The following is a 25,508-nucleotide window of genomic DNA, read 5'->3' on the forward strand; positions in this document are numbered from 1 at the left end:
ATGACTTAGGGGCATCCATCTTTTTTTGAGCTGCGGCGCATTTACAAACTCTTTACTTGCGGTATTGAACGATTTTTTGTTCAATAAGAGTAGGTTTTTTGCGCTGAAATCTGCGTGTTTAAGTGTTCCAGAAAAATTTACAAACTTTTTATCTTGATTTCGAGACTTTATATCTTGACTTCAAACTACAATGTGATTACAATGAAAATATCAGTTTTTATGTAACTGTGCTTGTTACATCTTTTTCATAGCATTCCAATATGATTAAAGATGCCACATATTCAGCGTACCTTTGGGATACGCTAAAAAAATAACCGAAACAGAAAGGATTGAATGAACATGGCAAAAGTTTTATACATCACTGCACATCCGCATGATGAAACAGTTTCTTACAGTATGGCTACTGCTAAGGCATTTATCGAATCTTATAAGGAAGCAAACCCAAGTGACGAGGTTGTACATATCGATTTGTACAAAGAAAACATTCCTCACATTGATGCAGATGTATTTGCTGGCTGGGGCAAACTTCAATCTGGTGCTGGCTTCGATACACTTTCAGCTGAAGAGCAAGCAAAAGTTGCTCGCCTAAACGAATTAAGCGATCAATTCGTTTCTGCTGACAAATATGTATTTGTTTCACCACTTTGGAACTTCTCATTCCCACCAGTTCTTAAAGCATACATCGACTCTGTTGCTGTAGCTGGTAAAACATTCAAATACACTGAGCAAGGTCCTGTTGGTTTATTAACAGACAAAAAAGCTCTTCACATCCAAGCACGTGGTGGATACTACACTGAAGGTCCTGCTGCTGAACTTGAAGCAGGTCACCGTTACCTTGGTACAATTGCGAACTTCTTCGGAATTCCTTCTTTCGAAGGTCTTATCGTTGAAGGTCACAATGCTGAGCCTGCGAAAGCAGAGCAAATTAAAGCAGATGCAATCGAACGTGCAAAAGCTTTAGGAAAAACTTTCTAATAACTGCACCCAAAAAAGCCAATGATCTTGACGGTCATTGGCTTTTTATTTGTTCGGATGAAAAGCCTAATTCTCTCGAAATATCACTGGCGGCTTTTTTCACCTGTTGAATTAAGTAAGGCAGGCGTTCTTTTTGATAGCCTGCTTCAAATCCTGCAATGCTAATACCTGCTACCACTTCCCCCAGATGATTGAAAATAGGAGCTCCAATGGCCGCTGTATAGTTTTCAAGCTCAGAATAGCTTAACGTATATCCCCGCGCATTTGATTCTTCCAGCATGTTTCTTAGAACCTCTTTATCTGTAATAGTCCCAATTCCGATCTTCCCCAGCTCAATTGAGTCAATATAGGCAAGTCTTTCGCTCTCTGGTAAAAAGGAAAGAATACTTCTCGCACAGGCACCTGCATATAGGGGGGAGCGTCTACCGACGGCGGTGTAGAGACGAACAGGCTGCGTACCTTCTATCTTTTCGACGTAAATGGCTTCGTCACCCTCACGAACAATGAGCTGTACAGCTTCTCCCACTTCATCACGTAGGCTTTCCATAAATGGCCTCGCAATCCTCCGAATATCAAGGCGGTCCGCCACAAGCTGACCGTATTCAAGGAACATTAAGCCTAATCGATAAACACCTGTTTCTCGCTTTTCTAACAGCCCCATATCGACTAAAGAGGTCGCCATGCGATGGACAGATGTTTTCGGCATACCAGATAGCTCGATCATTTCATTTAATGTTAATTGATCGTGAGCGATAAACAGCCGCAAAATCTCCATTGATTTCACAACCGTTTTATTTGTGTTTTGCATCTTCTTCACCTTTTCTAAACGAGAATGCTTCCAGCTTGATTCTTGCGGTAAGCTCCCTCAGTTCTGCTTCTTGCTTAAATAACGCCTGCTCTGCATCCCGATGATCTATTTGTTCAAAATACAGCTTTGCTCCAGGCATCGCCTGTGCAATAAGCGGCAAATCTACAGTCGCTACTTCTCCAATACGCGGGTATCCGCCTGTCGTTTGCCGATCTGCCAGCAGAATAATCGGCTGGCCATCGGGTGGGATTTGAATAGATCCAAAGGCGACCGCTTCTGAGATCAATTCCAGCTTTTCTTTTAAATGAACCGGCTCCCCCTTCAGCCGGCAGCCCATACGATCTGATTGAGGTGTGACCTGATAAGGCTGCTCAAAAAATGCGGTTTGAGATGTTTCTTGAAAATGAGAAAAATGCCTCCCTGCCAGCACACGAATCACTGGCGATTTCCGCAGTGGCAAAAAATAATCGTGACTCACTGTCCAATCTGGTGCGCCGTATCCCGCCTGATTCACTTTATTTTTTAGCCTATCAAACAAATGATCCGCTACGATAGACGGCTCTCCAATGGGCAGAACGTCGCCTTTTTCAAGAGGACGCCCATTCAGTCCACCGATCCCTGCTCTTACATAAGTGCTTTTGCTCTGCATGACTGGCTCTACATCAAATCCCCCTGCCACAGCAAGGTAAACGCGGCAGCCTCTCTTACAAAGACCAAAGGTGATCGTGCTTCCTGATCGGACAAAGAGCGGCTTCCATAAAGGTGCCCGCTCTCCGTCAATATCAATCTCTACATCAGCACCAGTAACTGCAATGAGCTGATCCTTCTCACATGTGAGCACAGGACCCGGCCCCATCAAGGTGACTTCCAGCACGGCTTCGTTTTCTTGGTTGCCAGTGAGAATGTTGGCGATTCTAAGTGAGAGCGGGTCCATGCCGCCGCTCGTTAAGACGCCATACTTTTGATAGCCTTGCCGCCCTTTATCTTGAATGGTTGTGTACATCCCTGGTTTGATGACATGAATACTCAACGCTCTGCCTCCTTCATGCTGAAAAATTCCTTTTCAGACATTTGGACAAATCTGACCTCGTCCCCTGCTTTCAATAGACTCGGAATTTCCTCGTCTGGGCGAAAAAGTGGCAGCGGGGTTTGTCCAATGAGCTGCCAGCCCCCTGGTGTGGATATTGGATAAACGCCTGTCTGCTTTCCCGCAATACCAACAGAGCCTTTTGGAATGGACATCCTTGGTGTTTCTCTGCGTGGTGCTGCAATCTTTTCAGACAGCCCGCCTAAAAACGGAAAACCGGGGGCAAATCCAATCATATAGACAAGATACGTCCCGGCAGTGTGAATACGCACGACTTCCTCTGGCGTTAAACCATTGATACGGGCAACCTCTTCCAAATCAGGGCCCAGCGCTCCCCCGTAACAAACTGGAATGTCAACAATGCGGCGCTTTACCTGAACTCCCTCCTGCCATTTGTCTTCAAGAAGTTGTTCAATATAGCCTTTGACCCATTCGTACGGAGACAGGTCATGTTTTTGAAGCTGGGCCGATTGATGAACGGTATAAGGCTCGTAAAAAACAGTCACGTTTGTAAAGGCTTGAACCGCTTCAATATAACCTTCAAATGGGTGCTGTTCAATACATGCAAACAGCTGCTCAACACGTGCATGAATCTCCTCATGTATGTCAGCTCCAGCTTGGATGACGATCGCTGCATCTCCCAGCGGGTGGTAGGTGATGGAATCTTTTATCGTTGAAAAAGCCACTTGAGGACACCTCTCTTTCTACAGTACACCGAGCTTTTGATCTCTTCGATCTGTGATGAACATATGCCCAGGTGCATGAGTGATCGCAATGTCGGGTTTTGTATGCATGACAATGGCTTGCGGCGTCACACCACATGCCCAAAACACCGGGACTTCTCCTTCTTTGATCACAGATGGTTCTCCAAAGTCAGGCTGGTTCACATCGGAAATACCAATCACCGCTGGGTCCCCTATATGAATTGGACCGCCATGGACTGATGGAAATCGAGACGTCACTTGAACACTTCTTGTGACCTGATGCGCCGGAATGGGTCTCATGCTGACCACCATTGGGCCATGAAAGTCTCCTGCTTTTTCACAAGCTATATTCGTTTGATACATGGGTACGTTATGACTGTCTTCAATATGGCGGACAGGGATGTCATTCAGCATAAGCGCGTGCTCAAACGTAAAACTGCATCCAATGAGAAAGGCAACCATATCATCCTCCCAATAAGCAGAGATATCTGTAACCTCTTCTTCAAGAATCCCTTTTCGGTAAATACGGTACTTAGGAAAGTCCGTACGAATATCCGCTTGAGGCGCCGACCGTCTTGGCACTGGATCACCCGGGTCCAGTACATCAAGCAAGGGACATGCAGCCGGATTCCGCTGACAAAATAAAAGAAAATCAAAGGCAAGTTCCTTTTTGACAATCATTAAATTGGCTTGAGCAAACCCCTCAGCAAAGCCAGCCGTTGGTCCTGTGATCTTTTTTTCGCGAATCAATTCTCTAATTTGTGAAGGTTCATATGTTTGGTAAGTATTCATCTGAATCAACTCCATAGTTTCGGGATTTCATTGATGATGGTATAGCCGCCCATCATCGCCATGATGACCACAACAAATGCACCAGACACTGTCAAAAAGAATGGATGACGATAATCTCCGACAATGTCTTTCTTATAAGCCGCAACAAGCAATGTGCCAAGGGCGAGCGGCAAAATCAATGCATTGATCGCTCCAACTAATATCAAGATGTTCACAGGTCTTCCGATCGTGATAAAACAAAGGGTCGAGAGGGCAATAAAACCAATGATAATGCCACGCTGGTTTTGCTCAATTTTTGGCGAGAAGGTTTTGAAGAAAGAAACAGATGTGTATGCTGCTCCAATGACAGATGTAATCGCCGCAGCCCACATAATGATGCCGAACATTTTATATCCAACATTTCCAGACGCCAATTGGAATACAGAAGCAGGCGGATTGGCTGGATCTATCTGCAAGCCCTTTGAGACCACTCCTAGAACGGCTAAAAATAAAGCGACACGCATCACAGATGTAATAAGAATGCCGAAAACAGAGCTTTTTGTCACTTGAGGAAGTGCATCCTTCCCTTTAATGCCAGCATCCAATAGACGATGCCCACCAGCAAAAACGATATAGCCGCCAACTGTCCCCCCGACAAGTGTCACTATTGATAAAATATCAATTTTTTCTGGGACAAATGTTCTGAGCGCTGCTTCTCCAACGGGCGGTGCTGTTGAAACCGCCACGTACAGCATCAGACCAATCATGACAAAACCTGCTATTTGTGTGAAACGGTCCATTGCTTTCCCAGCTTCTTTAATCACAAAGATGAGAATGGCAATCACAGCACTGATCCCTGCGCCAATTCGCGGATCGACACCGAAGATCACCTGAAAACCAAGACCAGCCCCAGCGATATTTCCGATGTTAAAGGCAAGTCCTCCAATGACAATCAAAAAGGCCAGCACATATCCGAGACCCGGGAGCACCATATTCGCAATATCCTGACCTCTTTTTTCTGACACGGCAATGATGCGCCATACATTTGTTTGTGCAAAAATATCTAATAAAATTGAGATTAAAATGACAAACCCAAAGCTAGCCGCAAGCTGCTGTGTGAAGACGGTTGTTTGTGTTAAAAATCCCGGTCCAATCGCAGACGTCGCCATTAAAAAGGCAGCGCCCATCAGCATAGTCCGATTCCCCTTTGGTGCCTTCATGTGTTTGACTTTCTCTTTTTTCATGCTGTTTCCCCCTTTGATGACGATTTTTATTGAAAGGCCTTGAGATGAATGCCGGCTTCTTTTAGCTTCGCTGTAATGGTTTTTGCAAATTGAAGCGCATGGCTGCCGTCTCCGTGAATGCAGACGGTATCTGCTTTGAGCTCGATATCTTCCCCTTGAACTGTACGAACCTTGCCTTCTCGAACCATACGAACGACCTGCTGGACGGCACGTTCATCCTCTTCAATGAGTGCATGTGGTTCGCGGCGCGATGTCAGTGTCCCGTCTGTTTGATACGTTCGATCAGAAAAAACTTCATGTGCCACTTGCAGACCTATCCGTTCACCTGCTAACGTAAGTTCACTCCCTGACAGACCAAATAACACAAGGTTTGGATCCACATCATACACAGCCTTCGCAATTGATTCAGATAATTCAGTATTTTTAGCCGCCATGTTGTAGAGGGCGCCGTGTGGTTTGACATGCTGCATCGTGCCACCCTCAGCCTTGAGAAAGGCTGATAGAGCACCAATTTGATAGATGACAAGATCATAGGCTTCCTCTGCAGAGATAGCCATTGGACGTCTGCCAAAGCCGACCAAATCTTGCAAACCAGGATGTGCACCAATTTTGACCCCTTTACCCAATGCCATTCTGACCGTCTTTCTCATAACCGTTGGATCTCCTGCATGAAAACCGCAAGCAATGTTGGCTGAGGTGACATATTCTAAGATTTGTTCGTCTGCACCGATTGTGTATTGACCAAAGCTTTCTCCCAAATCACAGTTAATATCCACTTGATACATAGAACCCCTCCTTGTTGTTCCGAAATACGGAATATAAAGTCCGAATATTCGAATTTATATTGATTATATCAACTTTGGATAGACTGCACATGAAATTGGCAGAAAACATAACAATAGAACTAGGAGTAAACAAAAAAGCGAGAGGCAAAGTCCTCTCACTTTTTCTTGTAATGAAAATGCATCCTATTTAGACAGCACCCAATGTTGGATGGCTTTTGCCACGCCGTGTTCTGTATTAGGAGCCGTAATCCAATCAGCTGCCTCTTTCACCACTTCCTGCGCATTTCCCATGGCAATGCCTAATCCGGCTTCTTGAATCATGGCCATATCATTGAGGCTGTCGCCAAGTGACATGACGTTGTCCATCGTACAGCCAATGCGTTCTGCTACTTTTGCAAGAGCTGCCGCTTTGTTAATGCCGGCTGCATTGACTTCAATATTAGTCGGACTTGAGTTTGTGATCTCTAGATGCTTATTTGTTTTCAATGTATTGAGTACTTCCTCACGAACGTCATCATCATGAATATCAAAGCCAAATTTCAGCCATTCATGGTCATGAATTCGTTCAGGGAATTCACCTCTCCACACCTTTTCCACAGTCGAAGCCCAGTAATCGGTTTCGTACCTATTTTTTAAATCCCACATCATTTGGACGTGATCAGGATGCAGCAAATCTCGTTCGATCAGCTGGAAGTTTGAATCCCAGATTTCGCTTCCGTTTGCTGTCACAAGGTAAGACGATAACTTGAGCGGCTCAACCAGCTCTCGGCATGTCATCAGTGTCCGTCCTGTGCTAATGACCACATGGACCCCTTTTGCTTCAGCCTCTTTAATCGCTTGTTTATTTTCCTCTGGAATGATGTGCTCACTGTTTAACAGCGTGCCATCCATATCAATGGCAATCAATCGGATGTCTTTCTTATGAGCTTGTGTTGACAAATTGAGTACCCCACTTTGTATCGATTTTTGAAACTATCTTTATTTTAATATAAAGATGAAGCTGGCACAAAGGGACGAGTTTGATCACATAGAAAAAAGACCTTGTGACAGGTCTTTTCACAGGTGCTTAGCGTTCACACGCAATGCCGTCTTTATCGCGGTCAAGCCGCATATTTTTTTGATAAAGTGCTTTTGATACATAAGGCTTGTACTTTGTTTTTCCGCCTTTGTTTTTCGTGTTTTTGCTTTTTGCTACGCCGCCTTTATATACTTTGTTCAGCGCTGTGCAGTTTTTGTAAGACTTGACCGTTTTTGCATCTGCTGTGTGGGAGTCGACTTGTGTAAAGCTTAGTAAAAGACCTAAAGACAAGACAGCTACCATGATTTTTTTCAACATGTAAAATCCCCCTATTTTTTCTAATTTTACATTTTTATCATATGTCACCACTTTTTGTTTTTCAAGACTATTGAGCTAATTATTTTGATTTTTTTGGTATGAAATACACCTTATATCCTATATGGTACAATGAGTGGGAAACCTTTCCGTTTTTGACACGTATATGAAGAGAGGAGTTTTTCACATGAAAATGAAATATACCATTCTATATGTAAACGATGTGGAGGCAAGTATTCATTTCTATCAACATGTACTTGGTTTTCCAATAAAATTGAGGGTTGAATCCTATGTTGAGTTTGAAACTGGAGACGTGACGTTATCGATTAATTCACGACAGGATGTCAAAGAGGCACTCGGATTGTCTGTCCCAGAAGCAAATCAAGCGTCTCAAACGTTTGAGATTGGCTTTGTTGTGGATGATGTGGATCAAACGATTGCATCAATGAAAGAAATAGGGGTACCCATCATCAAGGAACCTGCAAAAAAACCATGGGGTCAAACAGTCGCTTATGTGTCTGATCCTGATGGTCATTTCATTGAAATATGTGATGCGATCTCCTAATTGTCTTTGAAGGGAGTGAACCAAAATGAGAAAAAAACATGCTTTTTTCGTCGGTGTTTGCTCAATGATTGTGATTTGCAGCGCCGCTATCCTGTTGCAGCACCTTGAATGGATTGGGTTTGTCAGCGGCGGAATCTCTATTATTGGGGTCGTGATATCTGGGGTGCTAATGGGCGCTTGGACAAGTGGAGAAGAGACACGAGCAGCCTATCATTCTGAAACAAAAGAACTCCGCATGTGGCGCCTTGATACGGCTTTTCTTATGATCATTTTTGCACTTCCACACATGGCTGCGTCGGTCTTATATGTTTTGATGTAAACACTTGTTAAAAGGAGTTAGTTGTATGGCTGTCTTTATTCTATTCATTGTATTTGGCTTTCCTATTATCTCTGTGCTGATTGGCATTTTCGGTACGCTCTTTTTGAAGAATGTTTGGATGCCTACTTTGATTGTGCTGTTAGCGAGCATGATCTTCATGTTCACCTATATTGGCGGGAATGAATCTTTTCTCATTTGGGTTATTGTCTATACCGTCTTTACATTCTTTGCTGGATGGATTACAAAGCGGCTCAAGTAAAAAAGAACAGTTTCCACTGTTCTTTTTTTGAATCATATATCCGCACACCATAGTTCAATTTCAATTTTCAGCTCCGGCCATCCTAAAGCTGATACATAAGCAACCGTCATTGATGGGTAAGCTGTTTTGAAAATCGTATCCCACTGAGGATATAGATGGTCCCAGTCGATTTCTTCTGTTGCCCATATATTGACCTTGATCACATGTTCTTCATTCAATCCCTCTGATTCAAGGATTTTTTTGATATTTTCAAACGTATTCGTTACTTGGTCGTTTAAGCTTGATGGGATCTGCCCATCTATATCTGTCCCTACCTGACCCGATGTAACAAATAATCCTGCACCCTTTGGCACCCTTGTGATATGACTGTAGTTACCAACAGGTTTCGGCATACTTTCTGGGTTTTTTCTCGTGATTTTTTCCATGTTATGTCCCTCACTCACGTTTATTTTTCTGCTAGTTTCTTTGTTTTGTAGACAGACTTCACCAATTTCTATCTACCTTCAAAGAAAACAGCAGTGGAGTATCCATAGCCACAAGGCAAGAACATCAATATCTTCTTTTTCATGACTGAAACACTCCTTTTGTTTGCGTGAGCAAGGTTTTAATTAAATTGATAGTACCACATAGTCAAAATGAATTATAGTCGATAACGCGCAATGTCCTGATTCAATCGCATGCTAAGTTCATTGAGTCTTTCTGCTGCTTTTGCCACATTAGAGATAGCTGTTACTTGTTCATCTGTGGAAGCAGTGATTTCTTCGATCGCCGCTGCGTTTTCTTGAGAAATATGGGCTGCGCCTTGCATGGCTTTTGTGATAAGGTCGTTTTGCTCCAGCAGTGTACTCAGCTCTTTTGCCATCGCGTTTGTTTCAACGATGGTTTGTGAAATCAATGTAGAGATGGCATTGAATTCGTGTTCTGTTGCATGCACCGCTTCATCCAGCTCGGCAAAACGATCCATTGTGCTTGACATGATGCCGGCTGTTGCCGTCGTTTCTTCTTTAATGCCTTGGATCATTTGCTGAATTTGGACGGCTGATTGTTTTGTCTGCTCAGCTAAATTCCGCACTTCACTCGCCACAACTGAGAAGCCTTTGCCGTGCTCTCCTGCACGTGCTGCTTCAATGCTGGCATTCAGTGCCAGTAAATTGGTCTCATTTGAAATGCTTTCAATCGTATCTGTGATTTGAGAGATATCCTGTACTTTTGTACTTAACTGCTCGATTCCTGCTCTAATGCCTTGAGACGCCTGAATCGATTGTTCATTCGATTGTTTTAATTGCTGTACGATTTGCTGGCCCTGCTGTGATGATTGACTCGATTGATCGGAAATCCGTTTAATTTGATCACTCTGTTCTTTCACATTCTCAATAGATTGATTAAACTGGGTCATTTGTTGATTGGCTACTTCAAGATCAGATGCTTGATGAAGTGTTCCAGTCGAAATGTCTCCGATGGCTCGTCCAATTTCTTCACTGCTGGCTGAGGTTTCTTCAGATATCGCCGATAAATCTGTCGCTGATTCCACAAGCTGACTGCTTGTTTCCTGTAAACCGCTCACCAGTGTTCTGAGCTCGCCTGACATATGGTTAAAGCCTTTTGCCAGCTGTCCGATTTCATCCGTTGTTTCCTTTAAGCTCGTGCGCTCAATATTTCCCGCCGCAATTTCCTTTGAAGCAGCAGTGACTTGCTTGAGCAGTCTGACTTTTCCTCTGGCAGCTAAATAAAAGACGCCTAAACTCAGAAGGGCGACACCCGCTGTAATGAGAATAATATAGAGCTTCATCTGCTCTAATTCTTTATAAAATTCGTCCTGGAAGACAGCGATGCCTACACTCCAATTCCACGGTGTAAACTGGCTCATATAGGCAAGCTTTTCCTTTTCTTCGCCGGTTGCATCGTCCTTATCCATATAGGTCACATAGTGTGCATCCTCATCTTTTGCATTGGCACCAGCGACCATTTTTTGACGATTGGTCGTGTTATCTGGAATGACGCCGATGTCGTTGACCGGATGGACCTGGGTTGAGTAGTCAGTGCCATATGCGATCAGATAGCCTTTATTTTTATAGATAAAATCTGATTTTTGAGATTGGTATCCCTTCCCGTTGTCATTTTTGGGTCCGCTCAAGTAAAGGCGGGCCTGTTCTTGCGCCTGCTCAAGCGTCAGTTCTTTTTTCTCCACACGGTCATTCAACTGTTCAAGTGTGGCCATCGCTCCGCTGACGATGTGCTTTAAATCTGCTTTCCCTGCATCAATTAATACATGTTTCGCTAACAAATATCCCGTAGTTCCAACAAGTCCGCCCGTTAAAATCGTGATCACGATAATGGCAGACATTAATTGAAAAAATACACTTCTTGAAGCAAGCGCTTTCTTTTTCATAAACAAATTCCCCCTTACTTTATATATCGTCAAGCTGGGAAAAGTATTAAAAAAGTCATAGAAAAAAATCCCTTTCGCACGTTGGAAAGGGATTTTCAAATTATCGAGTTGCTTCTTTAAGAATGGCTTGATAAAGATCGTCTGTTGGCGAGAGTCCACATACCTCTTCCAACACACCTTCAATGCCTTTTTCTTTTCGTAATGCCTGCAAACGAACAGCTTCTTCATCATCAGTAAAGTCGTAAGCCAAAGCTGCCACGATTCCTTTAATTAAATACTGTGGCTGTCTGATCTTTTTCGCTGGACCGATTAAACGGTCATCTGCTCCGAGCTTTCTAAGCGGAGAGCGTGCAACACGCGTGACTTCATCAGAGATAAAGGCATTTTCAAATCGTTTGATGATTTTTTGAATATACGCATCATGTTCTGCTTTTTGAAAGCCATATGTGTCGATTAAATAACTGCCTGTTTCGTGAAGTGCACCTTCGACCACTTGACGAATCTCTTGTGTATCGACAGCTTCTTTAATCGTTTGCACGCCTTTCTCGTACCCGACATAAGCAGCTAGTGCATGTCCTGTGTTGACAGTAAAGAGCTTACGCTCAATAAATGGCGTCAAATCTTGTACAAAGGTCGCTCCGTCAATTTGAGGAACGTCTCCAATAAAGCCTGTCTCATCAATCACCCACTCGAAAAATGGCTCGACTGATACTTTCAATATGTCCTCATGGTGCTGAATTGGGACAATGCGGTCAACCGCAGCGTTTGGAAAACCAACTGTGTGTGACAGCGCTTCTTGTTCATCAGCTGTTAAATGAGAGAAAACGGCTTTCTTTAAATGAGAGCTGCCGCCAATCATATTTTCACATGCCACAATGTTGATGATATGATCAGGCTTTTTCTGTTTTAAACCTTCAGCAATCGACGAAGCAATGATGTTCAAAACGGCTGGTCCAACAGCTGTTGTAATGAGGTCAGCTGTTGCAACTGCCTCTGTTAATGCGGCTGGATCTTTTGCGGAATTGATAGCTGACACAGGACCGACTACTTCTTGCTGCTGCCCTGGTGCTGCGAGTTCTACCGTGTATTCTCCTCTTTCATTCAGCTCGTTGATGATCGCTTCATTTACATCGGTAAAAACGAGCTCAAAGCCTGATGCTTTTAACAAAGATCCGATAAACCCTCTGCCAATATTTCCTGCTCCAAAATGAAGTGCTTTCATGTTAGTTCACCTCGTTAAAGATGGCGATCAGTTCATCCTGATCCTTTGCATGAATGATACGCTCTACGTTTTCTTCTTCTGAACAGACAATCGCAATTTGAGAAAGAATATCGAGATGCTCATTGTTTTTACCAGCGATGCCAAATACAACTTTAGCAATATTCCCCTCGCCGTATTCAACGCCGTCTGGAATTTGGATAATGGAAATCCCTGAATGAAGGACAGCCGCTTTCGCATCCTCTGTTCCATGAGGAATGGCAATTCCGTTGCCCATAAATGTAGAAGAAATATTTTCTCTTTCAAACATTTTGTCAACATAATCACTTGTGACATAGCCGTTTGCCACTAAGACTTCGCCTGCTTTTTTAATGGCTTCTTCTTTAGAGCCCGCTTGTTCGTTTAGAAAAATATTGTCTTTTGAAAGTACTTGTTTCATGAAAGATCACACACCTTTTTTAGAATAGAAAATCAGAAAACAACCAAAACGGGGAGTTCAATTAGGAAAAATTGGACTCAACCCGTTTCGTCATGTTATTTTTTCAATTTCTCAATCAGCTCATCGTATTTCGGGCTGTTTAAGAAATTATCAACTGAAATATGCACAGCTCCTGGAAGTTTTGCCTTCGCTCTATCTGTTAAATCTTTATGAGTAAAGACTACATCGGCATCATCTGGAATGTTGCTGATGGATGTATTTGTCACATCAATATCAAGTTCTGCCTTTTTGACTTTATTCTTTAAAACGGATGCGCCCATCGCACTTGAGCCCATTCCTGCATCACAGGCAAAGATGATTTTGTTCACGTCATCTGGATTGATCTCATCTGGAGATGCTGCTTGCTCGTTTGCTTCAGCACCTTCTTTTTGTGCTGTAAGAGCAGCTGCTGCTGCACTTTTCTTACCTTTCATGTCTTGCATTTTTTCTGTTGCTGCTGTTAAATCTTCATCCACTGCTTTAGACGCTTTCAAAATGACAGAAGCGACAAGGAATGATACGACCGCTGCCACGACAACACCTGCTAGAACGGCAAGGTGGCCGCCTTTTGGTGACATGAGCATAAGAGCGATGATACTTCCTGGTGACGGCACAGCCTTTAAGCCTGCATTTAACAGTGTAAAAGTCAGAACGCCGCTGGCTCCCCCAGCAATTACCGCTAAAATGAGCTTTGGCTTCATTAAGATGTATGGGAAGTAAATCTCATGGATTCCCCCTAAGAATTGAATGACAATCGCACCCGGTGCAGACTGCTTTGCTGTCCCTCTTCCAAAGAACATGTAGGCTAGAAGAACACCGAGACCTGGTCCTGGGTTTGTTTCAAGCAAGAACAGAACGGACTGGCCTGTCTTCGCCGCTTGCTCTACTCCTAATGGACCTAAAATCCCTTGGTTAATTGCATTGTTTAAGAACAATACTTTTGCTGGTTCAATGAAGATACTTGCCAGCGGAAGTAAGTGTGCATTGACAATGATATCTACACCTGCCGCAAGGGCTTTATTCAGACCTAGTACCACTGGGCCGATGGCGTAGAAAGCAATGGCGACTAAAATGGCACCTAGAATACCAGCACTAAAATTATTAATCAGCATTTCAAAACCTGATCTGATTCGGTCTTTAAACAGCTGGTCGATTTTCTTAATGAGATAACCGCCAAGCGGTCCCATGATCATCGCACCTAAAAACATTGGGATGTCCGAACCGACAATAACCCCGATCGTAGCGGTTGCACCGAGTACCCCGCCTCGATGGTCATATACGAGCTTCCCGCCTGTGTAACCGATTAAGAGCGGCAGCAAGTAGTTGATCATTGGACCAACGAGTGTATTTAATTGTTCATTTGGAAAATAACCGCTTGGAATGAACAATGCGGTGATGAGTCCCCAAGCGATAAACGCTCCAATATTCGGCATGATCATACCGCTTAAATAGCTTCCAAAGCGCTGTACTTTGACGCGAAATCCGCTTTTTTCCTGCATCTATGAAAACTCCTTTCTTCTCTCCCTTTATTTAGGGCTTTATAGGTCAAAAGATATAAGAACAAGATTCAGTGAAGCCCTTATGCCTATCGTAAAACGCTTTCACGTTCTCTTCAATTGAAACTAAATGGCACTTTGTCACATAGTGTGTGACAAAATTGAAAAATGATGTGACATCACCTTCAGATCCCAATACAAAAAGGATGAAAAAGTTGAACTGCCGTTGTTTTGAAGCAAAATTCATGGGAATTTCACAACTTTCAAATGGTCTCTTCTTGTTTCCTCTTCTTAAATCGAATAGGCTTAAATTGATCAAACCTATTCAATTAAGAAATGTCTGCGCAGACATGACACAGAAAAAGTGAACCATCTTGCTGTTTGTTTCGTTTACCTTTTAAAGAGGGCGGTACAATAGGAAGAGCGGTTTTTTCTGTGACTCACAGTTTACTGCCGCTTTCTTTCTGATACATGAGACATTTTCATAGGTAGAAAGGCGGTTATTCACCTTGTTTAAAAATAGTCAGTGGCTTCTGCTTCTTATGGTCATGTTCGCTTTTTTCATTCCAAAAGAAGCATTTGCTCACGCATACGTCGTGAGCTCGAACCCAGCGGCAAATGAAGAGCTGGATCAGCAGCCTCCTTCAGTCTCGATCACATTTAGTGAAGGGATTGAAAGCGGATTTCATGCCATTAAGGTGCTAAATGCAAAAGGTGATCGTGTGGATAAAGGAGATACGGTCATTAAAGATCAAAAGATCATGGAAGCGGCTTTGAAAAAGAATTTACCAAAAGGAATTTACACCATCCAGTGGAATGCGGTATCAGCGGACGGACACTCTGTCTCTGGCATGATTCCGTTTAGTATTGGAAAAGCGGCTGGCGGTTTTGACCAATTAGAGCAAGGTCAAACGGATGAATCCATTGATGTGGCCTCAACTATTGATAAAGCCTTTCTTTATACGTCATTCAGCTTATTCCTTGGAACCATTTTGTTTGGACTGCTTTGGTTTAAGACTGCGATTTCACCTGTATTGGCGAAACGAATGAAGCGGCTTTTGACATTGTCATTGATCATGATGGGCGGAGCACTTGTGTTCCAGCTGCCGATTCAGACAAAATCAGCGGCAGACGTGTCCTTTTTTGGGGCATTTCAGCCTTCGCTTTTACAAGAAACGATTGCGTCCACTTCTGGCGGTAGTCTGTGGATGATGCTGATGGCGTCATTTGTACTTCTCACCATCTGGACAATTGTGGCGATGAGAAAAGGGGACTTCTCTTCTTTTCGTGTGTGGCTGTTTCCACTGCTTCTCTTCACAGTGCTGCTTTGGTTGAAAGCACAAATCGGACATCCAGCCGCAACAGACAATAAAATACTCACAACATCACTTGATTTCATCCATCTCGTCTCTGCTTCGATTTGGGTTGGTGGTTTAACAGCCATTGTCCTTCTATTGATGAAGAAACTGCCAAATAAAGATGAGCCGCTCATACGGAATACGCTAGCAGCATTTCATCCTTGGGCACTGCTCTCTGTTGGACTCATTGTGTTTTCAGGATTTGTGAATGCCATCTTTATTTTGCAATCGTTTGATGCTCTTTTCCAATCATCATACGGACGCACCTTTTTAATCAAGCTTGGTTTATTTATCACCATGGGCCTGCTTGGGCTTATGCATTACTTGATGCTGAGATGGGAAAAAAAGCAGAAACGCAGCGTTTCCTTACGAGCTGAATGGATGATCGGGATCGCCATTTTGTTATTAACGGCTGTCTTTACTAATATTCCGAGCCCTCCTCCGCCTGCACCTGAGCCTTTCTTTGGCGCAAATCAGGTCGAGCATCGTGACATTGTGTCCTTGAGCATTACCCCGAATGCCCCGGGGAAAAACTCATTCGAAGTGGCATTTACAAAGAAGAATGGCGAAACGATCACTGATATTCAATCTGTGACAGCCAAGATTCATAAGGTGGCTTTATTCGGTGATGAGACACCAAGTGAATTTCAGCTGAAACGATTAAAAAATGGTCATTTCTCTGCTGAAAATCTGTTATTAAATGAAAAAGGCACATGGAAAATTGAAATCCATGCGTTAACTGGTTCTTTTGAGAATATCGATACCACATTTATTAGAAGAAACTAAAAGGAGTTATCACATATGAAAAAATACGTTAAAGCTTTATTACCAATGCTTCTCGCTTCATTTTTATTGGCGATTCCTGTGAGTGCGCACGTAACAGTCAAACCTGATACGTCTGCGACAAATGCTTGGGAAACCTATACATTAAAAGTTCCTTCTGAAAGTGACAGTCCAACGACTAAGGTTGTCGTGACAATTCCTAAAGGCGTAGAATTCCAGCAATATGAGCCCGTACCTGGCTGGAAAACGTCAACTGAAGAGAAAGATGGCAAGGTGACAAGAGTGACTTGGGAAGCAACAGGTAAAGGTGTGCTTGCTGGACAATTCCAGCAATTCGTTTTTGTAGCGAAAAACCCTGAAAAAGCTGGTGAAGCTGCATGGGATGCATACCAATATTATAAGGATGGAACGGTCGTTGAATGGACTGGCGATAAAGATGCTGATAAACCTCATTCCATCACAAACATTGTCGCCTCTAATACCGTAACGGATTCACATGGTCAAGAAAAACCAAAAGAAGAAAAGGCCTCTGAAACAGCCTCTGCTTCTTCCTCACCACTTGTCCTTGGTCTATCCATTGCTGCTCTAGTCGTGGCACTGATTGCACTTGGACTTGCTTTTAGAAAGAAATAAAGGCTGTATAAGCGATCGTTTTCTTAGAAACGATCGCTTTTTCTTCTATAAAGAAGCAATTATTTTCCATTTTCCCAACTTATTATTACCAATATAGGATTGAATAGGATAAAGCCCCGTGACATAATGAGACAGATGACCACATAGGAGGCTATGAGATGAACCATGTAATCATATTTGCTCATCCCCAGCAAAGCTTAAATCAAACCTTATTAGATCTTGTTGTGAGCACTCTATTGAACAATGGTCATAAAGTGACTGTTCGTGATGTCTATGCCCTAGGTTTTTCGCCAGAGCTCACCATTGCAGAAAAGGCTGCCATCAAATGCGGTGATGTGCCGATCGCCATTCAAAGAGAGCAGAAGCTGATTCAGCAAGCAGATGTGCTGACGTTTATTTTTCCAATTTGGTGGACAGGCTTACCGGCTATACTAAAAGGATATGTAGAGCGCGTCTTTTCTGAGGGTTTTGCTTATCAGATCAATGAGGATGGAGAGATTGAAAATCTGCTTCGGCACAAAAAAGGTGTCATTATCAACACGCACGATGCCCCGAGGACTTTTCTTGATTCAAATTTGAGCTTCACCTCTCCCCATCACATGACAACTGATACTGAAGTCTTCAATTTTATTGGCGTTCAGCCTGTCGAACGGCTTTTATTCAGCAGCATGGAGCAGGCATCTGCAGATTACATACATGAAATTCTGAAAGAAACGAAAGAAACGGTGGATCAGCTTTTCCCACCGGCTGTTTAACAAAAAAAGACTGCCGAGATTCCTCTGACAGTCTTTTTCACGTTTATTCGTCTAAACCAATAGATACATATTTTGTTTCTAAATATGGTTCGATTCCTTCGATTCCGCCTTCTCGCCCTATTCCGCTCTCTTTCATACCGCCGAACGGTGCTTGGACAGCTGATGGACCGCCATCATTCCAGCCAATAATTCCATAATCGAGATGTTCGGAAATGTAGAGCCCGTTCCGATAATTTTCTGTAAAGAAATAAGCTGCAAGGCCAAAAGGTGTATCGTTGGCTAATTCAATTGCCTCGTCTAACGTTTTGAATGTCGTAATCGGAGCCACTGGACCAAAGGTCTCTTCATGCATAATGTTCATCGAAGGGTCCACATGTGTAAGAACCGTTGGCTGGACAAAATAATACGACTTGTCATCGTCGAAATGCGTATCGCCGCCGACAAGAACTTTCGCCCCTTTGTCCACTGCATCTTGAATTTGGCCAACAATTTTATCAAAGCCGCGCTTATTGATAATTGGACCGATAGATGTGCCTTCTTCAAAACCATTTCCCATTTTCAGCTTTTCTACTTCTTTGCTGAACCTTTGCGCAAATGCTTCATGAATGTCTTCATGCACAATTAAGCGGTTGGCACAGACACAGGTTTGTCCTGCATTCCGGAACTTAGATGCCACTGCTTGTTTGACAGCTAACTCCAGATTTGCATCCTTGTCTACGATGAGCGGGGCATGACCGCCAAGCTCCATTGATACATGTTTGACTGTGCTGGCACTGTTTTTGATCAAATGCTTTCCGACGGGCGTTGAGCCTGTAAACGTAATTTTTCGAATCAATGGACTATCTGTGAAGATTTCACCCACTTCTTTTCCGTCTCCGACAACCCATTGCAGTGCATCCTCTGGAATGCCAGCTTCATGACCTAATTTTACTAGTTCAATGGCTGTCAGCGGTGTGTCTTCAGCAGGTTTTACAATAAACGTACAGCCTGCTGCAAGCGCTGGAGCTGCCTTTCTCGTAATCATCGCCGCAGGGAAATTCCACGGAGTAATGGCAGCAACCGGACCAACTGGCTGTTTTGTGACGAAAAGGCGTTTGCTTGTCGTATGCGACGGGATGGTTCTGCCGTAGATTCGCTTTGCTTCTTCTGCGTACCATTCAATATAACCAGCCGCATAGACGATTTCCCCTAATGCTTCTTGATATGGCTTTCCGTTTTCTTCTGTGATGATTTTCGCAAGTCTTTCTTTATGTTCAATCATCAGATCAAACCACTTGCGAATGATATTGGCACGTTCATGCGCTGACGTTTTGGCCCATGCTTTGAATGCTTTGTGTGAGCGGGAAATTGCGCCTTCGACCTGTTCTTTTGTATGCTGAGCAACTGAAGCAATTTCTTCTCCTGTTGCAGGATTATACACTTTGAGTTCGTTTGTCATGCTCTACCGTCTCCTTCGTTCTTGGATTCATTACATATAGTATATACCCAATGAGTACCCAACCTAAAAGCAATATCCATTCAGCTGGCCACGATAAGGAAGCCGGCATTCCTGGAAAGTAAAATGAAAGGAAAAGAAGACTCAGTCCGATGGCTAAAACACCTGTCGTCCGCCAATATTTAATGCTGTATGGACGCTCCAGCTCAGGTTCTGTTTTGCGAAGTCTCATAAAGGCAATGGACACTATTAAGTACCCGACGATGATTCCGACACCGCCCGCATTGACAATCCATACGAGGGCAGGACGCCCTAATAATGGAGCGAAAAAAGCTAAAGCTCCAAGAAATAAAATGGCATTTGTCGGTGTTTTATACTTTGGATGAATATACGCAAACCATTTGGTAATCATACCTCTTTCCGCCATAGCATATAGAATACGGCTTGCACCGATAATAAAAGCATTCCAGCTCGTCACAATCCCTGCTACACCGCCAATAACCAGCACTGTTCCAAACGCTTGATGACCGAGAAGCTGTACCATCGCATCTGCTGTCGCTAATGAAGAGGCTTCAAGCTGTCCTTTTGACAGCCCAGCTGCTACCCCAAAGACAATAAGCAGATAAAAAACGACTGCGCTCACGATGGAGATAATCAAGATTCTCCCAATGATTTTTTTTGGTGCGTTAATCTCCGCCGCTACTTGCGGAATGACATCAAACCCAACGAATAAAAAGGGAATCATGACTAATACCGCCATGAGACCGCCAACCCCGCCTTGAAACATCGGCTCAAGGTTTGCAAAATCTCCATTAAATGTTGCGCCGCCTAAAAGGAGAAAACCTGTCAGAATAATTGCCACAGTGAACACGGACTGAAAAATGGCGGCAGGCTTAGCCCCAATGTAATTCAGTGCTGTTAAAAACAATGCACCGCCAGATCCAATCAATACCCACGTGAAATACACGTCCCATCCCCCAATATTCCATAGCAAGCCAGCATGCTGTGTTGGAATCACATAATCAATGACGGTCGGCAAGGCGACAGCTTCAAACGTAATCACAGACACATAACCAAACAATACGCCCCATGCTGAGACGAACGCTGCTTTCATCCCAAATGCCCGTTGGACAAAGACGAGCCCTCCGCCTGTCTCTGGAATCGCAGATGAAAGCTCGGCATACGTGAGTCCAATAAAGATCACGAGAATGCCTCCTATCACAAAGGCAATCACACTGCCTAAAAAGCCAGCTGTTAAAATCCAATCTCCCGAAAGTACAACCCAGCCCCAGCCAAGCATTGCACCAATGGACAAAAACAGCACGTCTGACTGCGACATCGTTTTTGCCATTTGTTGTTTTTGCATACAACCATCCCCCTTTGTTGTTTAGCGTGCTTTGAAGGCTTCCTCGATGATCCCTAGTCCCTCGTGAAGCAGCTCATCTGTGATGACAAGTGGTGTTAAAAAGCGAATGATATTCCCATTAATCCCTGCCGTTAAAAGAAGCAGCCCGTGCTCATTTGCATATGCTGCAATCGCTGCGGCTGTTTTCTTATCCGGTGTACGTGTTGTTTGATCTTCCACAATTTCAATCGCCGCCATTGCCCCTAATCGGCGGACTTCCCCAATGAACGGATACTTTGTTCTCCAATCATTTGCTTTGTCCTCAATGACTTGTCCAATGTGTTCAGATCGTTGATTCAATTGTTCTGTTTCAATGATATCAAGAACAGCCATTGCTGCTACACAACCTAACGGACTTCCTGCATATGTTCCCCCGAGCTCCCCTGGATCTGCCGCATCAAGCATTTCTTTTCTGCCAACGACACCACTAAGCGGCAACCCCGCAGCAAGAGATTTTGACACAGTAATTAAGTCCGGCACCACATCAAAGTGCTCAATCGCAAAGTATTTCCCTGTTCTCGCAAATCCGGTTTGGATTTCATCTGCAACAAAGACAATCCCGTGCTGCTGACAGAATGATGCAACATGCTGAACGAAACGCTTCGATGGCACAATGAATCCGCCCTCCCCTTGGACTGGTTCCATGACCACACAAGCAACGGTTTCTGGTGCAACGGCTGCGACGAAGAATTGATTGAATTGATCAATGATGTACTCATCGTACGCGGCATCACTTAATCCTTCAGGCTTTTGATAGTAATAAGGGTACGGTGCTTGGTACACCTCAGATGCGAATGGTCCGAAGCCAAATTTATATGGCTTGACCTTGCTCGTCATGCTCATTGTCATATTCGTTCTGCCGTGAAAACCTCTTGTAAACGACACAACGGCCTGTCTTTTCGTATATTTACGGGCAATTTTCACGGCATTTTCAACAGCTTCTGCACCTGAATTAAGGAAAATGGCTTTCTTATCATGGTCTCCTGGTGTGAGGCGGCAAAGCTTCTCTGCCAATTCGATATACGATTCGTACATCATCACGTTAAAACCTGGATGAATCAGGCTCTCCGCCTGTGCTTTGACCGCTTCCACGACCTTTGGATGTGAATGTCCTACGTTTAATGTGCCAATGGCGCCTGCAAAATCGATAAATCGCTTCCCATCAATATCGAACAGCTCGGCTCCTTTCCCCTTCGCTGCAAGATGACGGTTGCCATTACTCACGCCTCTTGCGACGTATTGATCTCTTTTCCCCTGCCATTCTTCAGTTGAAAAACGGTTTGTTGTCGTTTGACTCATTGTCATCCATCCCCTTTATATCCTTTTTTATTATTCTGAATATTTTTTGGTATGATAGAAAGTACCAATATCATTTTTTTCATGGTACCAGAGAGGATGGAATGGTGAGATGCTGACAATTCAACTAGATCAAACAGGGCAAAACGGATATATTTATCATCAAATTTATATGAAAATCAAAGAAGAAATCTTAAATCGCAACCTACAGCCACACGATCAATTACCGTCCAAACGAGAGTTAGCCGATACATTAAACGTCAGCGTTAATTCAGTGAATGGCGCCTATCAGCAGCTGCTTGCCGAGGGGTATTTATACTCGGTTGAGCGCAAAGGTTTTTTCGTGGAGTCACTAGAAACGTTTCATGAATCTGGTCAGCTAAAACCCTCTTCTCTTCCTGTAGATTTAAAGGAAGAACCGATTGCACGAGAAGACTGGTATTCCTTTTCACATATCTCCGTCGATACAGCGAACTTTCCATTTAAAAGCTGGCTGAAAAGCGAACAAAAGGCGATCCATCTCCACCAAGATGCCTTCGGTGAGCTTCCGCATCCACAAGGTGTGTATGAGCTCAGAGAAACGATTGCCCGGCTGATCGGACTTGCGAGAGGAGTCAAATGCTATCCGGAACAGCTCATTTTAAGTGCAGGCACACAGTCACTGATCCATTCGTTATCAAGCATTCTTCCGGCCGATCAAATATATGGGTTAGAAAACCCTGGCTACCGCCGGCTCTATCAAATGCTGAAAAACAATCATCACCGAATTGAAACGATTGGTATTGATCAAAAAGGTGTGCGGATGAGCGACATTCATAAGAAACAGCCAAATGTGTTGATCATTACCCCTTCACATCAATTTCCAACAGGGGTGATTATGCCGATTTCCCGGCGCATTCAGCTGTTAAACTGGGCAGCTGATCAGCCAGACCGTTACATCATTGAGGATGATTATGACAGTGAATTTAAATATGGCACAGACAGCATTCCAGCGCTGCAAAGTCTCGATCGATATGACAAAGTCATTTATATGGGCACCTTTTCAAAATCATTGCTGCCGGGCTTGCGGCTAAGCTATATGGTGCTGCCTCAGCATTTATTGAGACGCTATAAGGAAGAACAGCATTTTTTCATTCAAACTGCTAATCTTTTTACACAATACACCCTTCTTCATTTTATAAAAGATGGGGCGTATCAACGGCATATTAAACGAATGAATGGTTTATATGAGGAAAAACGGAAGCAGCTCATTGAAGAACTCAATATGGTTTTTGCTGACAATGTACGGATTATTGGAGAAAATGCCGGGCTTCATTTTATCGCAGAGTTCCACTCAAATCGGACGCAGCATGAGATTTTACAGCGAGCGAAAGAAAGGAAGCTGAAAATGTACGGTATGGATCGTTTTACCCTTGATGAGCAATTGCCGGGGCATCAGCCAGGCTTTGTTCCGCTCGTCCTCGGCTTCTCGCATATGAGGCGAGAGGATATTCAGCCGGCAGTGAAACGGCTGTATGACGCCATTTTTGGGAAATAAAACAGCCAGCTGTTCTTCATAGACAGCTGGCTTACCACCGCTTTTTATCTACAGCTAGAATCGATGACATGAGTCCAGGAAAAGCGGTCTCGATGTCTTCTTTTCTTAAAGAATAGTAACGGTGCTTCCCGTCAATTCTCACTTTCACGACGCCTGCCTCCCTCAGCACTTTGAAGTGATGGGAAAGCGTGGATTTGGCAATATTCATTTCATACGTGCCGCATGTCCTCTCCCCCGCTTCTGCCAAGCAGCGGACAATTTCTAACCGGATTGGATCAGCCAATGCGTGCAGCACAGAAATCAGTCTCATATCTTCTTTGTTTGGATGGTTTGGATTTGTCATACGATAAATGTATCGTATTTTCTGCCAACATACAATCTCATTCACCTAAAACTCATGAACTGACTAGGCATGTAACGATTTAACTTCATTCACGTCCATTACTTAAGAAACGCTGTATTGAAGGGAAGGAACCTATTTTGATACGTAACATATGGTTTAGTTTATTGCTCTTGCTGCTCACGTTTTCCTTATGCGCCTGCCAGTCAGTCCAATATCATTACCAGTCAAAGCCACCTAGTGCGGAAGAGTTATTAGCTATGGATCAGCAGGCAGATTTATTTCAATGGGAAGGAACCGTGTATGAAACAAATGTAGATTGGACGACATCCTTACACGTCACAAAACATCAGCAAGTAGGTGTCATTCAGAAAACAGTCGCCAAAAATTTTGAACATGGTACAGCTTCTAAGCTGCAAAAAGGGACCGCTATTTACTCTGTGAAGGAGAGAGAAGACCTTTTGGTCGTTGAACTTCACGGCAAAACAAAAATATATGCCGCACATGCGGAAGGATAAAATACCTGTCATACAGACGGGTATTTTTTTAAGTTCATTTTCTTGTCTTAAGGCATTGGTTTTGTTATCATAGCAAAAGTGACCACTCGGTTTCCATTGTGACCATATGGTTTTACCGATTCGGAAAGGAATTAAGAAGATGAACGAAAAGCAAGAAGAGATTTTGCGGGTTTCGAAGAAATTGTTTTCTCAAAAAGGCTATATGAGTGTCTCTATGCAGTCAATTGCCGATGCCTGTAAAATATCCAAAGCGTCTATTTATAAACTGTTTGATTCAAAGGAAGCTCTTCTATTAGAACTGATTAAATACAATCAGCGCAAAATGAGAGAGATTTCCCGCATCATTCATTCAGAAACGACGCTGTCCAAAAAGGAAAAATTCACAAAGAAGATCAAGCTTGAGCTTGAAGAGTTTAAAGAGAATCATAAATTTTTAAACATGCTGTCCTTTGAAGCTTTTTCTCAGCATTCGCCTATTGTCATTAAACACTTACGCGAGACACGCTCCATTATCATGCAGCGGCACAGAGACATTATTTTGAGCACATATGGTGAATCTGTCGCTCCTTATGTTTGGGATCTCGTGATTGTTCTCAATGGATTAATGAGAGAGTTCATCTTAATGCTGGCGATTGAGCAAAAAAACATCCAATTAGAAATTGCTGCCGAAATGATCATCGGTGTAATGGATCGTGTATCGAAAAAGCCTTGTTCCATTGAACCTGTGTTAACAGACGAGCTGATGAACTCTTATTTGCTTTCCTCACAGGACGAATATGACGAAGAAAAACTTGTCAATTCGTACTTAACAAAAATCAAACAAGAGCTTCACTCATGGCCAAACGGAGAAGAAAAAAATGATCTCCTCTCTGCGTATGAGCTGCTCAATCAGGAATTATCAAAGGACCAACCGAGAACCTTTTTAATCAGCTCACTGCTCGATTATTTAGGTAAAAACAGCGTTTTATCACAAAACGTGTCACAGCTGAAAAGCATCATTTTATAGATAAAGAAGG

General features: G+C 43.4%; 27 protein-coding genes. 10 read left to right on the forward strand and 17 right to left on the reverse strand.

Annotated features, from left to right (window positions below):
- Positions 1 to 339: 339 nt before the first annotated feature.
- A complete protein-coding gene (locus V6Z54_RS05105) occupies positions 340 to 975 on the forward strand; it encodes an FMN-dependent NADH-azoreductase (RefSeq protein WP_024720223.1) in 636 nt (211 codons plus the stop codon).
- A 34-nt stretch (positions 976 to 1,009) separates the two neighbouring features.
- Here the strand turns inward: V6Z54_RS05105 and V6Z54_RS05110 are convergent, their stop codons facing one another.
- The 8 genes from V6Z54_RS05110 to V6Z54_RS05145 form a co-directional block, all read right to left on the reverse strand.
- The gene (locus V6Z54_RS05110) at positions 1,010 to 1,783 is read right to left on the reverse strand and encodes an IclR family transcriptional regulator (protein ID WP_041089128.1); all 774 of its coding nucleotides are present in this window, start codon (positions 1,781 to 1,783) and stop codon (positions 1,010 to 1,012) included.
- On the reverse strand, positions 1,767 to 2,813 hold the full coding sequence (locus V6Z54_RS05115; RefSeq protein WP_338527778.1) for a biotin-dependent carboxyltransferase family protein: 1,047 nt from the start codon (positions 2,811 to 2,813) through the stop codon (positions 1,767 to 1,769). Before V6Z54_RS05115 ends, V6Z54_RS05110 begins: the two co-directional genes overlap by 17 nt.
- Positions 2,810 to 3,556 (reverse strand): 5-oxoprolinase subunit PxpB, encoded by a 747-nt coding sequence (pxpB, locus tag V6Z54_RS05120; RefSeq protein WP_073979578.1) that lies wholly within the window; start codon positions 3,554 to 3,556, stop codon positions 2,810 to 2,812. Before pxpB ends, V6Z54_RS05115 begins: the two co-directional genes overlap by 4 nt.
- A gap of 18 nt (positions 3,557 to 3,574) precedes the next feature.
- Complete coding sequence (locus V6Z54_RS05125; RefSeq protein ID WP_041089122.1) at positions 3,575 to 4,366, reverse strand: putative hydro-lyase; 792 nt, start codon at positions 4,364 to 4,366, stop codon at positions 3,575 to 3,577.
- Between the two features lie 5 nt (positions 4,367 to 4,371).
- Positions 4,372 to 5,589 (reverse strand): NRAMP family divalent metal transporter, encoded by a 1,218-nt coding sequence (locus tag V6Z54_RS05130; protein ID WP_073979577.1) that lies wholly within the window; start codon positions 5,587 to 5,589, stop codon positions 4,372 to 4,374.
- A gap of 26 nt (positions 5,590 to 5,615) precedes the next feature.
- The gene (locus tag V6Z54_RS05135) at positions 5,616 to 6,374 is read right to left on the reverse strand and encodes a 5-oxoprolinase subunit PxpA (protein WP_338527779.1); all 759 of its coding nucleotides are present in this window, start codon (positions 6,372 to 6,374) and stop codon (positions 5,616 to 5,618) included.
- Positions 6,375 to 6,557: 183 nt separating this feature from the next.
- On the reverse strand, positions 6,558 to 7,313 hold the full coding sequence (locus tag V6Z54_RS05140) for a Cof-type HAD-IIB family hydrolase (protein ID WP_041089116.1): 756 nt from the start codon (positions 7,311 to 7,313) through the stop codon (positions 6,558 to 6,560).
- Between the two features lie 127 nt (positions 7,314 to 7,440).
- Entirely contained in the window at positions 7,441 to 7,710 is a 270-nt protein-coding gene (locus V6Z54_RS05145; protein ID WP_080772302.1) for an excalibur calcium-binding domain-containing protein, read from the reverse strand.
- A 184-nt stretch (positions 7,711 to 7,894) separates the two neighbouring features.
- Between V6Z54_RS05145 and V6Z54_RS05150 the strand changes: the two genes are divergently transcribed.
- From V6Z54_RS05150 to V6Z54_RS05160, 3 genes are read left to right on the forward strand one after another with little or no spacing between them, the layout of a single operon-like run.
- The gene (locus tag V6Z54_RS05150) at positions 7,895 to 8,272 is read left to right on the forward strand and encodes a VOC family protein (protein WP_305960825.1); all 378 of its coding nucleotides are present in this window, start codon (positions 7,895 to 7,897) and stop codon (positions 8,270 to 8,272) included.
- 25 nt (positions 8,273 to 8,297) lie between these two features.
- Positions 8,298 to 8,591: a DUF5316 family protein gene (locus tag V6Z54_RS05155; protein WP_338527780.1), complete on the forward strand. Its 294-nt coding sequence runs from the start codon at positions 8,298 to 8,300 to the stop codon at positions 8,589 to 8,591.
- Positions 8,592 to 8,616: 25 nt separating this feature from the next.
- Positions 8,617 to 8,850: a DUF2651 family protein gene (locus tag V6Z54_RS05160; protein ID WP_041089110.1), complete on the forward strand. Its 234-nt coding sequence runs from the start codon at positions 8,617 to 8,619 to the stop codon at positions 8,848 to 8,850.
- A 32-nt stretch (positions 8,851 to 8,882) separates the two neighbouring features.
- Here the strand turns inward: V6Z54_RS05160 and V6Z54_RS05165 are convergent, their stop codons facing one another.
- The 5 genes from V6Z54_RS05165 to V6Z54_RS05185 all read right to left on the reverse strand — a co-directional run bounded on the left by V6Z54_RS05165 (position 8,883) and on the right by V6Z54_RS05185 (position 14,435).
- Positions 8,883 to 9,275 carry a RidA family protein gene (locus V6Z54_RS05165; protein WP_039176565.1) on the reverse strand — a complete coding sequence of 131 codons (393 nt, stop codon included), beginning with the start codon at positions 9,273 to 9,275 and terminating at the stop codon, positions 8,883 to 8,885.
- A 215-nt stretch (positions 9,276 to 9,490) separates the two neighbouring features.
- Positions 9,491 to 11,239 carry a methyl-accepting chemotaxis protein gene (locus V6Z54_RS05170; RefSeq protein ID WP_338527781.1) on the reverse strand — a complete coding sequence of 583 codons (1,749 nt, stop codon included), beginning with the start codon at positions 11,237 to 11,239 and terminating at the stop codon, positions 9,491 to 9,493.
- Between the two features lie 100 nt (positions 11,240 to 11,339).
- The gene (locus V6Z54_RS05175; RefSeq protein WP_041089106.1) at positions 11,340 to 12,461 is read right to left on the reverse strand and encodes a mannitol-1-phosphate 5-dehydrogenase; all 1,122 of its coding nucleotides are present in this window, start codon (positions 12,459 to 12,461) and stop codon (positions 11,340 to 11,342) included.
- A 1-nt stretch (position 12,462) separates the two neighbouring features.
- Entirely contained in the window at positions 12,463 to 12,897 is a 435-nt protein-coding gene (locus V6Z54_RS05180) for a PTS sugar transporter subunit IIA (RefSeq protein WP_012008933.1), read from the reverse strand.
- Between the two features lie 95 nt (positions 12,898 to 12,992).
- Positions 12,993 to 14,435 carry a PTS mannitol transporter subunit IICB gene (locus V6Z54_RS05185; protein WP_059375998.1) on the reverse strand — a complete coding sequence of 481 codons (1,443 nt, stop codon included), beginning with the start codon at positions 14,433 to 14,435 and terminating at the stop codon, positions 12,993 to 12,995.
- A 506-nt stretch (positions 14,436 to 14,941) separates the two neighbouring features.
- Between V6Z54_RS05185 and V6Z54_RS05190 the strand changes: the two genes are divergently transcribed.
- From V6Z54_RS05190 to V6Z54_RS05200, 3 genes are all read left to right on the forward strand, one after another.
- A complete protein-coding gene (locus V6Z54_RS05190) occupies positions 14,942 to 16,576 on the forward strand; it encodes a copper resistance CopC/CopD family protein (RefSeq protein WP_338527782.1) in 1,635 nt (544 codons plus the stop codon).
- A gap of 15 nt (positions 16,577 to 16,591) precedes the next feature.
- Positions 16,592 to 17,206, forward strand: a complete 615-nt coding sequence (locus V6Z54_RS05195) for a DUF1775 domain-containing protein (protein WP_041089100.1) — start codon at positions 16,592 to 16,594, stop codon at positions 17,204 to 17,206.
- Between the two features lie 158 nt (positions 17,207 to 17,364).
- On the forward strand, positions 17,365 to 17,961 hold the full coding sequence (locus V6Z54_RS05200) for an NAD(P)H-dependent oxidoreductase (RefSeq protein ID WP_041089098.1): 597 nt from the start codon (positions 17,365 to 17,367) through the stop codon (positions 17,959 to 17,961).
- A 43-nt stretch (positions 17,962 to 18,004) separates the two neighbouring features.
- Here the strand turns inward: V6Z54_RS05200 and V6Z54_RS05205 are convergent, their stop codons facing one another.
- From V6Z54_RS05205 to gabT, 3 genes are read right to left on the reverse strand one after another with little or no spacing between them, the layout of a single operon-like run.
- A complete protein-coding gene (locus V6Z54_RS05205; RefSeq protein ID WP_041089096.1) occupies positions 18,005 to 19,399 on the reverse strand; it encodes an NAD-dependent succinate-semialdehyde dehydrogenase in 1,395 nt (464 codons plus the stop codon).
- The gene (locus V6Z54_RS05210) at positions 19,374 to 20,762 is read right to left on the reverse strand and encodes an APC family permease (RefSeq protein ID WP_041089095.1); all 1,389 of its coding nucleotides are present in this window, start codon (positions 20,760 to 20,762) and stop codon (positions 19,374 to 19,376) included. Before V6Z54_RS05210 ends, V6Z54_RS05205 begins: the two co-directional genes overlap by 26 nt.
- Before the next feature lie 21 nt (positions 20,763 to 20,783).
- Positions 20,784 to 22,100, reverse strand: a complete 1,317-nt coding sequence (gene gabT, locus V6Z54_RS05215) for a 4-aminobutyrate--2-oxoglutarate transaminase (protein ID WP_338527783.1) — start codon at positions 22,098 to 22,100, stop codon at positions 20,784 to 20,786.
- Positions 22,101 to 22,209: 109 nt separating this feature from the next.
- Here gabT and V6Z54_RS05220 point away from each other — a divergent pair, with 109 nt between their 5' ends.
- On the forward strand, positions 22,210 to 23,634 hold the full coding sequence (locus tag V6Z54_RS05220) for a PLP-dependent aminotransferase family protein (protein ID WP_269103811.1): 1,425 nt from the start codon (positions 22,210 to 22,212) through the stop codon (positions 23,632 to 23,634).
- A gap of 31 nt (positions 23,635 to 23,665) precedes the next feature.
- Here the strand turns inward: V6Z54_RS05220 and V6Z54_RS05225 are convergent, their stop codons facing one another.
- Entirely contained in the window at positions 23,666 to 23,977 is a 312-nt protein-coding gene (locus V6Z54_RS05225; protein ID WP_039182979.1) for a metalloregulator ArsR/SmtB family transcription factor, read from the reverse strand.
- A 137-nt stretch (positions 23,978 to 24,114) separates the two neighbouring features.
- Here V6Z54_RS05225 and V6Z54_RS05230 point away from each other — a divergent pair, with 137 nt between their 5' ends.
- Together V6Z54_RS05230 and V6Z54_RS05235 are read left to right on the forward strand one after the other, a co-directional pair.
- The gene (locus tag V6Z54_RS05230; protein ID WP_269103812.1) at positions 24,115 to 24,492 is read left to right on the forward strand and encodes a hypothetical protein; all 378 of its coding nucleotides are present in this window, start codon (positions 24,115 to 24,117) and stop codon (positions 24,490 to 24,492) included.
- A gap of 139 nt (positions 24,493 to 24,631) precedes the next feature.
- Complete coding sequence (locus V6Z54_RS05235; protein WP_228280305.1) at positions 24,632 to 25,498, forward strand: TetR/AcrR family transcriptional regulator; 867 nt, start codon at positions 24,632 to 24,634, stop codon at positions 25,496 to 25,498.
- Positions 25,499 to 25,508: the final 10 nt, after the last annotated feature.

The organism is Bacillus sp. MAG717A (genome assembly GCF_036884855.1).
GTDB classification, from domain to species: Bacteria; Bacillota; Bacilli; order Bacillales; family Bacillaceae; genus Bacillus; species Bacillus safensis.